The organism is Colwellia sp. 6_MG-2023, assembly GCF_030547765.1.
In the GTDB taxonomy this organism is placed as follows: Bacteria; Pseudomonadota; Gammaproteobacteria; order Enterobacterales; family Alteromonadaceae; genus Colwellia.
On record NZ_JAUOPP010000011.1, the window covers coordinates 33895 to 48622 of the forward strand.

The following is a 14728-nucleotide window of genomic DNA, read 5'->3' on the forward strand; positions in this document are numbered from 1 at the left end:
AAACGTAACTCATTGTTACTTTAATCAGTGAATGAGAATAACATTATTAGACTCATGATGACTTTGCATAATGATCTTTAAGGTCATAAGGTTAATAGCGATAGTCGTTAAATAGCCTTAGAAATATATCTACAAAGAGAATTGTTCAAATTCTTCTTCACTTTCACTAATCAAATAAGCTATATTCTCTAACGTTAAAAGCACGGCTGAAAACGACCACTTGTGCTTATTTATTACAAAGTAATATAACATTCCCCAACAGGTTATAGAGATAAATACAGGCCGATTTTATATAAAGAGTAACTTAGGCCAACCTCACTGGCTATATGATCATTTTTACTTGCTAAAATCACTAACAGCCTCGTTATTTAGTAAATTATTTATTTAGTAAATAACACAACTCGTTATTGCAATAAATGCCTTGTATTTGGCCGTTTTTGCTACGTATACAATTGTTCAATTAATTAATGAAATTGGTATTAGCTTAACTTTCCAATAACTAGCACAAATAAAAACAATTATCATTTGTATTACAAGTTACTAAATGTATAATGGCGAGAAATTTGCTAATAACAGAATAGATAACCTGAGGATAAACATGAAACTTAAATGTACTTTTGCATTTTCTACGTTAATTTTGGCTATGGGACTTCCGGCTTATGCACAAGCTGTACAAACAGAAAAAAGTGCAGAAATAGAAAATAATAATGTTGAGAAAATACTTATTGTAGGCGTTCGTCAAGACCGAGTTAGCAAAGGTGCCACCGGTTTAACGATGGAGCTTAATGAAACTCCACAATCAATTAGCGTTATAAGTGCAGAACAAATTGAAAACTTTGCTGCGAATAGTATTAATGACGTTATGAAAATGGCGACAGGTATTACCGTAGAACAAGGTGAAACTAACCGTACTCGATATACAGCCCGCGGTTTTGATATTCAAAGTACTCAAATAGATGGTATCGGCCTACCTAATGGTTGGGGACTTGTTACCGGTGCAATGGAAAGTTACGCTTATGAAAAAATTGAAGTTATTCGTGGTGCTAATGGTCAATTAACCGGTGTTGGTAACTCTGCTGGTACAATTAACTATGTACGTAAACGTCCAACCAATGAAAATGAAGGTGAAGTAGGTGTAACTTTAGGCTCGTACGATCTTAAACGTTTACAAGCCGATTATTCATTCTTTTTAACTGATAGCGGTAGTTGGGCAGCGCGCGTTATTGCTGTTGCAGAAGATTCTGGTTCATACCTTGATGCTTTAGAGGATGATCGCACTTATATTTCTTTTGTGGTTGATGGCCAACTAACAGATAATTCAACACTAGCCTTTGGTGCGTCACACCAAGATGCTAATAGTGATGGTGTTATGTGGGGAGGTTTATCATTAGCATACGCCGATGGCACACAGGCAGACTTTGATGTAAGTAGTAGTCCGACTCAAGACTGGACTATGTGGGATGCTGTAAATACAAACTTTTTTGCTGAATATACTTATACTTTTAATAACGATTGGGAAGTGAAAGCTACCTATAATAGACAAGCATCTAAGGATCAAAGTAAATTACTCTATGTTTATGATGCGCTAGGTTTGTTTGACAGCGAAACTAACTTAGGTTTAATTGCTTTACCTGGCCGTTATGATTCTGAGTTTAAAGCTGATTTATTCGATGTAACTGTTAAAGGTGAATATAACTTAGCGGGTAAAAATCACGAGTTAATGTTTGGTACAAGTTCCTCCAAAAGTACTTCTACTTCATTTACAAACCCTTCTATTGCCTCAGCACCATACTTTAAATATAACGGTTCAACTGTAACATACGCTCCAGCTTTCCCCTATTCAACAAACTCTGACGCGTTGCCTGAACCAGAATGGGATGATCAAGTTACATATGCCGATCTTGATGTCACTCTTACGCGTATATTTGGATCGACTAAGTTGAATATAACGGATGATTTATTTGTTATCGCTGGGTTTAATGCGATTGATTATAACCGTAAAGGTAATAATTCAGGTGTGGCTGTTGATAATGATGAAAGTGAAATTAGTCCATACCTTGCTGCAACATATATGATTAATGACGATGTTAATGTATATGTAAGTTACTCAGATATTTATCAACCATTAGATCAGTACGATATTGATGGTGAATTTCTAGACCCTAGCAAAGGTGTTAATTACGAAGTGGGCGTAAAAGCCCAATGGTTTGACGATAATCTATTGACTACATTTGCAGTATTTAGTGCTGAGCAAGAAAATATCGCCGTTTTTGCTGGTATTGATGATAACGGAACTTATTATTACGAAGGCGCAACAATGGATTCAACCGGTTTTGAGGTTGAAGTTGCAGGTAATATTACCGATAACCTAAATGCTAATTTCTCTTATACCTTTGTCGATATAGAAGATGAACTTGGTGAGAGCACTAGTGCATGGGAACCAAAAAACACGGTTAAATTCTCATTAGGGTATGCTTTACCGAAGTTACCAGAAGTTGAACTTGGTTTGGGTGGTAAATGGCAATCAGACGTTGAAAATGCTGCTGGCTCAGTGAAACAAGACGCTTACTTACTTCTTAATGCTTTTGCTAAATGGAGCGTAACTAACGATCTTTCTATACAAGCTAATGTTGATAACATTACAGATGAAAAGTATATCACTAGTTTAAAAGACATTGGTTTTTATGGCGCGCCTATCACAGCCAGTGTTGGCTTAACTTATAGCTTTTAAGCTTTAGTTAAAAGTTAAAAGTTAAAAGTATTCATTTTAACGCATTAAATATAATTCATCCTGAACACGATTAACTCCTGTTTGGTCATGTTAAATAGTTAATGCGTTTATTTTTTATAATCGGTATTATTGAAGCACATGCTACAAAGCTCCTTATAATCTGTTACATAAGCTGTTCTCATCTTCTAATTCCCTCGCTATACTGTAAAAATTAACAAGAACACCATTATTATTCAAAGCATTAGAAAGAATTATGATTAATACTTTATTTAAATGTAATATCAATTATCTATCGCGCCAAAATAATACTCCAACTCCATTAAACGATACCATTTAATAACTTATGCTAGACATTTACGCAGGCGAAAACGCCTTAACAACGATTCAAGAAAATGGCTTTAAACAAGAGCTGTTTACTAATTTCTTAGGTGCATCAGGTGGACCAAAATGGTTTACCCTTTTCGGCTTAGATAAATACCTATTCGGTGACTTCTTTAAAGAACGCACTACAGAATTAAACCTTATTGGCTCTAGTGCTGGAGCATTTCGTGCGGCTTGCTTCGCGCAAAAAGATCCTGTAGCAGCTATTTCTCGTTTAGCCGATAAGTACGCGCGTACAGTGTATGATGATAAGCCGACCACTGCTGATATATCAGATTCAGCTGTTGATATGCTGTCCCATATTTTTGGCACATCCGGTGTAAATGAAGTGTTAAGCAATAAAATTTTCAAAGCACATTTTATTGTCGCTAAGTGTAACGGGCTGACAAGCTATGAAAATAAAGCGGTTCAATGCGCTGGCTTACTTGGTAGTATGTTATTAAATAAAATAGATAGACGTTTATTAAGTTACCAATATGATCGATTTATCTATCGTCCTAAATCAAGCAATTTGATCATAAATGATCCATACAACTTTACTAGTCACTACATAGACTTTACCCAAGACAATATTCCTGATGCCCTTCTTGCTTCAGGCTCAATTCCCATGGTGATGTCTGGCATTAAAAATATTGCTAATTCCCCCCAAGGTACCTATAGAGATGGTGGTATTATTGATTATCATTTTGACTTTGCACTTCACAATGAAAAAGTGATTGATACCAAACAAAAAAAATTCGATAACCTTACCCTATATCCTCATTTTAGTGATACACCTAAAGCGGGTTGGTTTGATAAGAGCTCGTCTCGTCAAGTGCTCGATAAACATTATGAAAACACCGTATTACTAGTGCCTTCAGAAAAATTTATCCAATCATTACCTTATAATAAAATTCCTGATAGAAATGACTTTAAAACATTAGACGCTCCTACTCGTATTAAATATTGGCTTAAAGTATTGAGCGAAACAGACCGATTAGCAGATGCGTTTAATGAGTTTATTGCTAAACAAGATATCAATAAAATTCAGCGTTTTTAATTTACTCTTTTAACCTAATATCTTTAGCTTAATCAGTAGACTGATTAATATTATGTATGGTTATTGGTGATTTTATTTTAGATTACCTAGAGGAACTTTGCTAAAACGCTCTAGGCATGAGAAATAGCTATGCTAACTATACTAATGAATGAGCTTTATCCATAGTTCAAACGATGGCTAATCCGAAACAAATAAGCGAAAATAGTAATTAACTAACAGTATGTTGTGCTTGCATATTAATGAATAATCTAAAAATATGAGAGGAAATACCATGTATAAAATTGTTATCGTTGGCGGCGGAGCCGGAGGATTAGAGCTTGCCACTAAACTTGGTAATAAACTCGGTAGGAAAGGTAAGGCTCATATAACTTTAGTAGACAAAAACCACACGCATTTATGGAAACCTTTATTACATGAGGTTGCCGCTGGGTCACTTGATGATGGTATTGATGCGTTAAGTTATCGCGTGCATGCAAAGAGTCATGGTTTTAATTTCAAACTAGCTGCATTAAAAAATATTGATCGCGCAGCAAAGATTATCCAATTAGATAAAATCATTGATCCTGATGGCACTGAAATCTTACCAGAAAGCACACTAGATTATGACATATTAGTGATGGCATTAGGCAGTGTTACTAATGACTTTAATACAAAAGGTGTTAGTGATAACTGTATATTTTTAGATAATCCTCAACAAGCAAAAAGATTTCATCATTTAATGCTTAATAAGTATTTGCAATTAGGCGTTAAAGAAACCAATAAGGTCAGTATTGCTATTGTGGGCGCAGGAGCTACTGGCGTTGAACTTTCGGCTGAGCTGTATAATTCATTAGAGCAAGTCTCCAGTTATGGTTTTGAGCATATTAATAACACCGACTTAAAGGTTAGCCTAGTAGAAGCTGGCGAAAAAATATTACCCGCCTTGCCAGAGCGCATTTCTAGCTCTGCACACCAAGAATTACTTAACCTAGGTGTTGATGTTCGTACTAAAACAATGGTGACTGAAGCAACAAAAGCAGGCTTAATAACGAAAGATGGCGAACTTATTGAGGCTGACTTAATGGTATGGGCTGCAGGTATTAAAGCCCCCAATTTCTTAAAAGATATTGGAAGATTAGAAACGAACCGCATTAATCAACTAGTCGTTAAGCAAACATTACAAACAACGCTAGATGATAACATTTATGCCATTGGTGATTGTGCAAGTTGCCCGCTACCGCAAGGTGGTTTTGTTCCTCCTCGCGCTCAATCAGCTCATCAAATGGCTTCTTTGGTAGCAAAAAATATTTTTGCCACCCTTAAACAAAAGCCACTTAGAGAGTACAAATACACTGACTATGGATCATTAGTTTCCCTTAGTAATTACAGTACTGTGGGTAGTTTAATGGGAAGCCTTACTAAAGGTTCAATGAAAGTTGAAGGAAGCTTAGCACGCTTAGTTTACGCTTCTTTATATCGCATGCATAAGGTTGCACTGCACGGTTATATTAAAACGGCTTTAATGATGTTAGTTGAACGGATTAACCGTATTTTACGTCCTAGGTTAAAATTGCATTAACCTTGTATATATCTCTGACTGTATAACTAAAGGTAGGTCGACATTTATATCGACCTACCGAACAATCAGTCATCTATCTGCTAACTGATTATCAATACCTAAATAACGTTAAAAATATTACTTTAACTTTATAATACCAGCTAAAACTGCAATTGCTCCACCAGCCATTCCTGCCCAAGCTTCAATAGGTGTATCTCCATTTAATGTACGACTTAGCTGAGAACTAGCTGAATCATAAACGTCGTACCCCCATAAACCGAGAGCCGCCCCAGCAATGATAAGGATCACACCAATAATTCTGTTATCCATTTTTTACTCCTAATTAATTTTGTTGTTTACATGCAAGAAAAAAGATTGCACTAATCTTTTGTTATCAACCAAAGGGCATGTAAAATACCTGGGACATAAAAACATAAGCATAAGATAATGTTTATTAATAAATCTTTACCTACACCACTTTTCAAAAATACCGCTACAGGTGGCAATAGCAAAGCTAAAATAATGTGTATTAGTTTATTCATAAAATATATTTCCTTGTAATCATCTAAGTGTAAATTTTCCTGATCATATTGGCATACACGTGCTTTTTTAACTAAAAACATAAAACACCTTAGTTACCAATTATCATGGCTATTGTTTAAGCCTTCTCGTCAGCTTCAAACCATCGATAAACTATCCCGGCTAATATAGCTCCTACAATGGGTGCTACCCAAAAAAGCCATAATTGAGATACAGCCCAATCGCCCTGAAAAATGGCAACGCCTGTACTTCTTGCCGGATTAACTGATGTATTTGTGACAGGAATACTAATAAGGTGAATTAATGTAAGACCAAGACCGATAGCTAAAGGAGCGAATCCTTGTGGAGCACGTTTATCTGTAGCACCTAAAATAATTATAAGAAACATAAATGTCATTACAATCTCAATTACTAATGCCGCTGTTAAACTATAACCACCTGGAGAGTGCTCTGCATAGCCATTCGAGGCAAATCCCGCTGTAACATCAAAACCCGCTTGTCCACTAGCAATAATGTACAACACTGCTGCTCCTGCAATACCACCAGCAACTTGTGCAACAATGTATGGACCCAGTTCAGCAGCTGAAAATCGACCACCAGACCAAAGACCAATTGAAACGGCAGGATTAAGATGACAACCAGAGATATGCCCAATAGCAAACGCCATTGTTAATACCGTTAAACCAAATGCTAAAGAAACACCTAATAGCCCAATGCCAACATCTGGAAATGCTGCTGCAAGCACAGCACTACCACAGCCACCAAGTACTAACCAAAAAGTGCCTATAAACTCTGCACCCAATTTTTTTGTTAATGTCATTTTTATCCCTTTATAATTATAGAAGTAATATTCTGTTGGGCTCTTTATATATCAAGTTGAAGGTTACGCCATGCCAATTTACCTAATTAACTATAGCAGCTCGGCTATATTTCCAAGGTTTAATTTTTTGGCTTATGACATAGTAAAATGCCAACAGGTATTTTGAGTACTATGCTAGTACTAGCTCTAAAACGGATAAGAAACTCAAAAGTCACAATTTTTTATCTATTTAATAAAATTAATACAAAAAATTAAAAAACAATCGAATAATATAATCTACAAAGATTTAAAAAGTGCAGGAATAATAGCTGTCATTTAAGTAACCTTAGCTCGGTTTAATAAATCTTTCTCTAACCGTTATTTCTCCTTACTTCCTCGTTAAATTTACTTGCAATAGACTAGGTATTAACGCGAAATTTGCCTTGAATTAAGCAAAACTATCAAGTTAGAGTATAAAATATAGTTATATTATTAATAATTTCAATAAATTAAAAACATCTTAAACCGAGTTCAGGTTAAGTAAACTTAAATTAACTTGGGGTTTTTAGGGTAAAAACGTTCGGGTAGACTATTAATATGTTCAAAAAAGCGTGTATCTTTATAAGGCAATTTCATAAAACCTGAAATACCAATGCCGTCAATGGTTGGTAATAGTGCCATTAATTCTGCTAAGCATTGACTAAATTCTTCGCCTTTATCATGATTAAGTAACATCAAATAGCTGTGTATTTTTAAATGCTTAGGTAATACCTCAAAGATGATGCACCCTGTGTGATGAATTAAATTAATACGCGCCAAAACTTCCATCATTTTTTCAGGTAAATATAAATACTCATCGGGATCTTTGCCATCTTCAAAATAAGAATGAAGACGGGTAACATCGTCAATATCAGCAACATCACTGACTTCAAACGGTATATATTGCTTAGGGTCGGCGATAAAAGGCTTATTTGAATTATTACGTTCAATATGAAGGGTATTTCTGGCATTAAATAAGCAACTCTTAAACATACCAATACGAAAAATCCCTTGTGCTAAATGAATCATATTATTCACTGCACTTTCAAAAGAGTATTTTAAGCTGGGTTCAAACAAAGTTAAGTTTGAATCAACATAAACCCCTTCTTTGGCCCAACGAATAGCTAAACCACCAACAACAGGGAAGTTACCTAATCTACCCAATGCAGCAATAAAGGCTTTTTCATTATCGCCCATGCCCATTAAATAGTTTTTATAATATTTTTCTAGCTGCACATCATCAATATCACTTAAGCTATCACCATTAGCTTCTTCTCTTAAGAATGATTTGCGTGAGCCATAAACAACTGTATCTATTTCTCCTGCTTTACTCGCTGATTTTGATTTAACCCACACAGGAATAAGTGCTTCAGCTTTTATAACCGTCGGTTTATCTGATAACACTATTTGCTTTAAATAAGATAAATTTTTAAAAAAATAGTCACCTGCCTCACAACGTTTTTTTTCATCATCACTCAACATAGCCGTTAAGACATTAGCTAGCATCTTAGGTAGACCTAACGAATTTGGTTCGATGATTTTAGTGCCATATCGACACGATTGTCCCGACGCTATGGCATACAATGTGGCAGCTAAACCTTGTTCATCAAAACGCGGCGAAGACAAGCCACCACTAATTTGCTCTGGCCCTATAAAATAAACATCACCCAGCCTAGCATTGCTGTGTTGTAAATCACTACTCATCAAGTCCATGACATTATTACTGGTACTTTGTCCTTTTACATCAAGCTGCGCAATAACAGACGATCCCCAATCAATCAGTTGCACTAACCCTGTATTTTCATCAAAAACAATGTTTGAAGGCTTTATATCACCATGCACATAAGGTTTCCCTTTAGATTGGCTGTGTTGATGTGCCCTTTCGTCGCGTAAATACAGCAAAATTTCAGCTAACTGAATGGCAATACTAACGACTAACTCAGGGGCAAGAGGACCCCGTTGATGAGAAAGCTTTTCTAAATCAATACCTTTCGCTCGAGTCATTTGTAGAATTGATTGACGTTTGATTTTTTGATAATCAATCACTTTAGGGATTCTAGGGTGATTAAGCTGGCTTTGAATATCAGCTTCTTCACTCAACCTATCTTGAACATGCTGTGGTAAATTAGCACGAGAAAATTTGAAAACGACCTCTTCTTCAGCAATATTTACGGCGGAAAAAACAAAACCATAAGCTCCTTTCCCCAACAGCGCAATATTATGATAACCAAGAAACTTCAATTGTTGTTGACACAGCTCAACCCATTTCTTTAATTTTGTCGCATCTTTGTGGTTTAGCAGGTAAATAGATTGCTCTTCAGCAATATAGAAATGCTGAAGTTTTTTTTCTCCACTTTTTGTATTATTTTTAATTAAGATCTCGGTCACAAAAATATCGCCTGCCCTGCATTATTCTCTAAAAACTATTTATAAAAACGGCCTTCTGTTCAGTATACCTACTCTAGCAAGCTTTATTATCGGCTATTTATACTAAAACACATCTGCAAATACAAAAACACGCCCAATTTGAGCGTGTTTCAATCTATAACTTACCAATTAATTATATCAACGAGTTATACTTTTATACCCAGTGGTAAATAATTTATAAAGGCTCAGCGATAAACTATAAAACTCTCATCCTTGGGTAAATTAACTCATATGAACTAACATATTGCTTGGTTTTTCTAAAAAGGATTTCCACAAATTACAAAAACGCGCAATACTGCCGCCATCAATAACACGATGATCACCAGACCAGCTAACTTGCATAATACTGCGAGCTTCAACTTCACCTTTATCATTGAACCTTGGTAGCACTTGTACTTTACCTAAAGCAACAATAGCCGATTCAGGCTTATTTATAATAGGTGTTGCCACAGTGCCACCAATAGCGCCAATATTAGAAATTGTTATAGTGCCAAATTTTAAGTCACTACTTTGCACTCTCCCACTTCGCGCATCATTAGTTAAACGTGTAATATCAATCGCTAAATCTAAAATTGATTTAGTTTGTACTTGCTTAACATTAGGGACTAACAAGCCCACTTTTGAATCTACCGCCATTCCAATATTATGATCATTGAAGTAAGTTAATTCGGTACAATCTTCATTTACTTGACTATTAATTACAGGAAATTCTTTCAATGCTAACGAAATAGCTTTCATAAAAAAGGGCATCATCGTCAATTTACTATCAGCTTTTTCCAATACAGCCTTAATGGTAGGATCTTCTTTAAAGGCTAAACGTAGCTTTATCAACTCCGTCATGTCAATTTCTTCACAATAAGTAAAATGAGGAATCGTGCTCACAGAATCAACCATGGCTTTTGCCATTAATGCTTTAACACCTTTGATTTTTTCAACATAACTAGACTCTACTTGTGCTGACAATGTACTAGTAGCACTAATAGCATTATTGCCACCTTGCTCAAAAGCAACCACATCATCTTTGTATACCCGACCTTTTTTACCTGACCCTTTCACTTCACTAATATCAATATCTAATTCACGTGCAACACGGCGTACTGCTGGGCTAGCAATAGCCTTACCATGGCATAATTTATTATGATCTTCTTGAACTGACTTGGTATTACTTTCACTTATCGCTGCACTGCTTGATTCAACAACTGGTTTAATATTTTCAGCTGAAGCTGTTTCTTCAACCAACGTTTCTTCTGATTGTAAATCATCGGGTCTCATCGAATAAAGCGGTGCATGAACTTGTGCTATTTCACCTTGTTGATAAAATAATTTTTCTATTACACCAGCATGCATTGCCGGTATTTGTACTAATGCTTTATCTGTCATAACATCGGCAATAGGTTGATCTTCAGCTACTTGCTCACCTTCTTCTACAAGCCATTCAACAAGCTCACATTCAACAATTCCTTCACCTATATCAGGTAAAATAAAATCAATACTCATATTTTTTTCCTATTTTCTTAATCAGAAATCATTCAGTAAATTAATAGTTTACGCTGCGTTTAATAGCTTCATAAATTTTTAGATGATCGGCAACATATTCCTTTTCAAGTGCTAATGGGTAAGGTGTATCTAACCCACACACTCGCTCTACAGGTGATTCCAAATGTAAAAAACATTCTTGTTGAATAGTTGCTGCTATTTCACTAGCAAAACCTGCCGTTAATGGCGCTTCTTGAGTGACCAACAAACGACCCGTTTTAATAACAGAATTAGCAATTGTGTCGACATCCCAAGGTAATATGCTGCGTAAATCTATTACTTCACAAGAGATACCATCATTAGCTGCTAAATCAGCTGCTTTTTGTAATATTTCCATTTGAGCACCCCAAGCTAATAGGGTGATATCACTTCCTGTTTGTACAATTTCAGCTTTACCTAGTGGTAGTTGATAGTCTTCTGTTGGTACTTCCCCCACAGAAGCACGATAAAGGCGTTTAGGTTCAAAAAATAGAACTGGGTTATCATCACGTATCGAGGCTAATAGTAGACCTTTAGCTTGATAAGGATTACGAGGAATAATAATTTTTAACCCTGGCGTATGAGCAAAATAAGCTTCAGGTGATTGGCTATGGTATAAACCGCCTGCAATGCCGCCTCCATAAGGCGAGCGAATAGTTAATTTGCCCACATCAAATTCATTACCACTTCTGTAACGAAATTTAGCGGCTTCATTTACAATTTGATCAAAAGCAGGAAAAATATAATCCGCAAATTGAATTTCAGCTATCGGGCGTGATCCTTGAGCTGCTAAACCATTAGCAAAACCAATAATACCTTGCTCAACTAACGGGGTATTAAAACAACGCATTTTTCCATATTTATCTTGTAAACCAGAAGTCGCCCGGAAAACGCCACCAAAATGGCCAACATCTTCCCCAAAACATAAGGTACTTTCATCTTCATCCATCGCAATATCAAGGGCATTATTAATCGCGTGTAACATATTCATTTGTGCCATAACTAAAATTTCCCTGCAGTAAATGGATAGGCTTCTGGGTATTTATTTATATGTGTTTTAACTTGTTCTAATTGTGCTGTTAACTGAGCTGATGGGACATCGTAAACGTCGCTAATTAAGGTATCAATGTGAGGTTTTTCTATTTTTTCAGCAACCTTCACAGCAGCTAATACTTTTTCTCTTAGTTTTTCATACAATGCAGTTTCTTGCGCTTCATCCCACCAATTCTGTGCAAGCATCCAATTTTTCATGCGTACAATAGGATCGTTAGCTTGCCATTTTTGTTCTTCTTCACGCGTACGATAACCAGAAGGATCATCAGAGGTAGAATGAGCACCTAAGCGATACGACATGGCTTCAATTAACACTGGCGCATTTTCTTTTAACGCATACGCTCGCGCGATTTGGGTCGCTTTAACTACAGCTAAAATATCATTACCATCAACACGTAATGTTTTAATACCATAACCAACACCGCGAGAAGCAATACCGTTACCTTTAAATTGTTCATCTGCTGGTGTGGAAATTGCGTAACCATTATTACGACAGAAAAATATAACCGGTGCTTCTTGTACTGCAGCCATATTTAAACCGGCATGAAAATCACCTTCTGATGCGGCCCCTTCGCCAAAATAACATAGCGTTACTGCATCTAAGCCTTGTAGCTTTTGTCCATACGCATAACCTGTTGCCTGTGGAATTTGAGTGCCTAAAGGAGAAGAAATAGTCATATAGTTCAATTCTTTTGAACCATAATGAATGGGCATTTGACGGCCTTTACCTAAATCTTTATCGTTAGAAAACATTTGATTCATAAAGTTTTCAAGACTAAAACCACGAAACATTAATGCGCCTTGCTCACGGTATTGGCTCATAATCATATCTTGTGGCTTCAAACCTGCAGCACCACCAATACTTGCAGCTTCTTCACCTAACGCCGCCATATAAAAGCTTAAACGACCTTGGCGCTGTGATGCCACCATACGTTCATCTAAGACTCGATGAAAAGCAAAGGTTTTATATACTTTGACTGCTAATGCTTCATCGATATCTGGCATATCACTGCCTTCATAAACAGTGCCGTCTTGTTGTAAAATTTTTAATTCAGGAATTTCAACACTTGTACCGTCGATAAAAGTAGGTTTATGTACTACCGGTCCATCATTATAAAGTTCATTGCTCATAACATTCTCTTATTGTATTGTGCTTTTTTTAATCATTATTTAACCAACGTTTGTTGGATGATGATGAAAATAATTTATACTTTTTTATTTGCACATTTTATTTATTGCTATAAAAGTATAGTCAATAATGTTTGACTTTCGAACAAAACTTTACCTTTACGTAAACTGATTAACAAGATTCTACCTTAATGAAGTTGACCTATTTTTATAAGAAGTGAGCAAAAATGTTTACAGTAGGAAAGGAGGTGTAATTATTTGTCAATAAAATGAGCCACTTTAATAAAAGCAGCTCATGGATGATATGTTTCAAAGTAAGTATGTCTGGTGCTACATACTTATATTTTCGACTTTAACAGGAAGATAAAGACGATGGCAGTTATAGAATCGTTTATTAAAAAGGGGCTGGATATTTTTTTAAAATATTATTAATTTCAATTAGTAACTGCTCAGGTAATTCAGTGCTAAATGCGGCTATATTGTCTTCTAACTGTTGCAAGGTTGTTGCACCGATAATAGTAGAAGTTACGCCTCTAATTTGATCACACCAAGCCAACGCTAATTGTGCCGGAGTTATATCAAACTTATTCGCTAAATTAACATACGCTTGAGCAGCAGCATTGCTATTTTCTGTGTCTCTAAATAAGCCATTTCTTTGCATATAAGTCCATCTACTGCCCTCTGGACGAGCTCCATTTAGATATTTACCTGTTAATATCCCTGTCGCTAACGGCGACCAAGGTAAATAAGCAATATTTTCACGAACACAGCTTTCAATTAAATAAGGCCAGTCTTTTGTATGTAATAAGTTGAATTCATTTTGGATAGACACCATACGTGGGAGATCATATTTTTCACTTAAGCGTAAATATTGGTTTATTCCCCAAGGCGTATCGTCTGATAGACCGCAATACCGGATTTTTCCTGCTTTAACACTATCCGCTAACCCTTGTAATATATCTAACATTTTCTCAGTTTCTTCAGCAGTATCTTCTGCCAAGAAGCCATCACTATTTGGCCAATGTTTACCAAAATGTGGCGAAGTACGGTTAGGCCAATGTAATTGGTATAAATCAATATAATCGGTTTGTAAGCGCGCTAACGAAGTGTCGATCGCTTCAATAACGGTTTTACCTGAAATCTGGCTTCCTTCACGTATATATGAAAAGCCTGGCCCAGCTATTTTTGATGCAAGTACAATATCTTTACGTTTAGCTGGATTAGCTGCTAACCAGTTACCAATAATCGCTTCTGTTTTACCATAGGTTTGCTCTGATGGCGGCACTGCATACATTTCAGCGGTATCAATAAAGTTAACATTTTTCGCTAATGCATAGTCAATTTGAGCATTAGCATCTTGTTGATTATTTTGTACTCCCCAAGTCATACTACCTAAACACACTCGAGAAACATTTAAAGAACTACTGCCTAATGGAACATACTTCATAAAATTTTTATAACCTGATAATAAGTGTATATGAAGATTAACAAAAGAATTCAAAGTTGCACAGCCCCACAACCTTCAGCAATCTACTTCAA

11 protein-coding genes are annotated in these 14728 nt (G+C 35.9%); 3 read left to right on the plus strand and 8 right to left on the minus strand.

Translation table 11 applies throughout. From position 1 onward, the window contains the following. Window positions 1–598 precede the first annotated feature (598 nt). The 3 genes from Q4503_RS08795 to Q4503_RS08805 all read left to right on the plus strand — a co-directional run bounded on the left by Q4503_RS08795 (window position 599) and on the right by Q4503_RS08805 (window position 5709). Window positions 599–2731 (plus strand): TonB-dependent siderophore receptor, encoded by a 2133-nt coding sequence (locus Q4503_RS08795; RefSeq protein ID WP_303602030.1) that lies wholly within the window; start codon window positions 599–601, stop codon window positions 2729–2731. 343 nt (window positions 2732–3074) lie between these two features. Beyond that, window positions 3075–4151 carry a patatin-like phospholipase family protein gene (locus Q4503_RS08800; RefSeq protein ID WP_303602031.1) on the plus strand — a complete coding sequence of 359 codons (1077 nt, stop codon included), beginning with the start codon at window positions 3075–3077 and terminating at the stop codon, window positions 4149–4151. Between the two features lie 271 nt (window positions 4152–4422). Beyond that, window positions 4423–5709, plus strand: coding sequence for an NAD(P)/FAD-dependent oxidoreductase (locus tag Q4503_RS08805; protein ID WP_303602032.1), 1287 nt, complete (start codon window positions 4423–4425; stop codon window positions 5707–5709). A gap of 117 nt (window positions 5710–5826) precedes the next feature. On the opposite strand, the gene Q4503_RS08810 is transcribed toward Q4503_RS08805, so the two are convergent. The 8 genes from Q4503_RS08810 to Q4503_RS08845 all read right to left on the minus strand — a co-directional run bounded on the left by Q4503_RS08810 (window position 5827) and on the right by Q4503_RS08845 (window position 14636). After that, window positions 5827–6018, minus strand: coding sequence for a DUF3185 family protein (locus tag Q4503_RS08810; protein ID WP_215973759.1), 192 nt, complete (start codon window positions 6016–6018; stop codon window positions 5827–5829). A 50-nt stretch (window positions 6019–6068) separates the two neighbouring features. Then, window positions 6069–6230 carry a YqaE/Pmp3 family membrane protein gene (locus Q4503_RS08815; RefSeq protein ID WP_159821012.1) on the minus strand — a complete coding sequence of 54 codons (162 nt, stop codon included), beginning with the start codon at window positions 6228–6230 and terminating at the stop codon, window positions 6069–6071. A gap of 116 nt (window positions 6231–6346) precedes the next feature. Further along, window positions 6347–7048: an aquaporin Z gene (gene aqpZ / locus Q4503_RS08820; RefSeq protein ID WP_303602033.1), complete on the minus strand. Its 702-nt coding sequence runs from the start codon at window positions 7046–7048 to the stop codon at window positions 6347–6349. A gap of 525 nt (window positions 7049–7573) precedes the next feature. Then, window positions 7574–9454, minus strand: a complete 1881-nt coding sequence (locus tag Q4503_RS08825; protein WP_303602034.1) for a protein kinase — start codon at window positions 9452–9454, stop codon at window positions 7574–7576. Window positions 9455–9715: 261 nt separating this feature from the next. Next, window positions 9716–10990: a 2-oxo acid dehydrogenase subunit E2 gene (locus Q4503_RS08830; RefSeq protein ID WP_303602035.1), complete on the minus strand. Its 1275-nt coding sequence runs from the start codon at window positions 10988–10990 to the stop codon at window positions 9716–9718. A gap of 40 nt (window positions 10991–11030) precedes the next feature. Continuing rightward, on the minus strand, window positions 11031–12008 hold the full coding sequence (locus Q4503_RS08835) for an alpha-ketoacid dehydrogenase subunit beta (protein WP_215973756.1): 978 nt from the start codon (window positions 12006–12008) through the stop codon (window positions 11031–11033). Window positions 12009–12010: 2 nt separating this feature from the next. Beyond that, window positions 12011–13192 carry a thiamine pyrophosphate-dependent dehydrogenase E1 component subunit alpha gene (locus Q4503_RS08840; RefSeq protein WP_215973755.1) on the minus strand — a complete coding sequence of 394 codons (1182 nt, stop codon included), beginning with the start codon at window positions 13190–13192 and terminating at the stop codon, window positions 12011–12013. Window positions 13193–13583: 391 nt separating this feature from the next. Next, window positions 13584–14636, minus strand: coding sequence for an aldo/keto reductase (locus Q4503_RS08845; protein ID WP_303602036.1), 1053 nt, complete (start codon window positions 14634–14636; stop codon window positions 13584–13586). Between the last annotated feature and the right edge of the window lie 92 nt (window positions 14637–14728).

Excerpts from the sequence above, each read along its gene's own strand:
- Q4503_RS08795 (WP_303602030.1), top strand. The coding sequence starts at position 599 with ATGAAACTTAAATGTACTTTTGCATTTTCTACGTTAATTTTGGCTATG.
- Q4503_RS08800 (WP_303602031.1), top strand. The coding sequence starts at position 3,075 with ATGCTAGACATTTACGCAGGCGAAAACGCCTTAACAACGATTCAAGAA.
- Q4503_RS08805 (WP_303602032.1), top strand. The coding sequence starts at position 4,423 with ATGTATAAAATTGTTATCGTTGGCGGCGGAGCCGGAGGATTAGAGCTT.
- Q4503_RS08810 (WP_215973759.1), bottom strand. The coding sequence starts at position 6,018 with ATGGATAACAGAATTATTGGTGTGATCCTTATCATTGCTGGGGCGGCT.
- Q4503_RS08815 (WP_159821012.1), bottom strand. The coding sequence starts at position 6,230 with ATGAATAAACTAATACACATTATTTTAGCTTTGCTATTGCCACCTGTA.
- aqpZ (WP_303602033.1), bottom strand. The coding sequence starts at position 7,048 with ATGACATTAACAAAAAAATTGGGTGCAGAGTTTATAGGCACTTTTTGG.
- Q4503_RS08830 (WP_303602035.1), bottom strand. The coding sequence starts at position 10,990 with ATGAGTATTGATTTTATTTTACCTGATATAGGTGAAGGAATTGTTGAA.
- Q4503_RS08835 (WP_215973756.1), bottom strand. The coding sequence starts at position 12,008 with ATGGCACAAATGAATATGTTACACGCGATTAATAATGCCCTTGATATT.
- Q4503_RS08840 (WP_215973755.1), bottom strand. The coding sequence starts at position 13,192 with ATGAGCAATGAACTTTATAATGATGGACCGGTAGTACATAAACCTACT.
- Q4503_RS08845 (WP_303602036.1), bottom strand. The coding sequence starts at position 14,636 with ATGAAGTATGTTCCATTAGGCAGTAGTTCTTTAAATGTTTCTCGAGTG.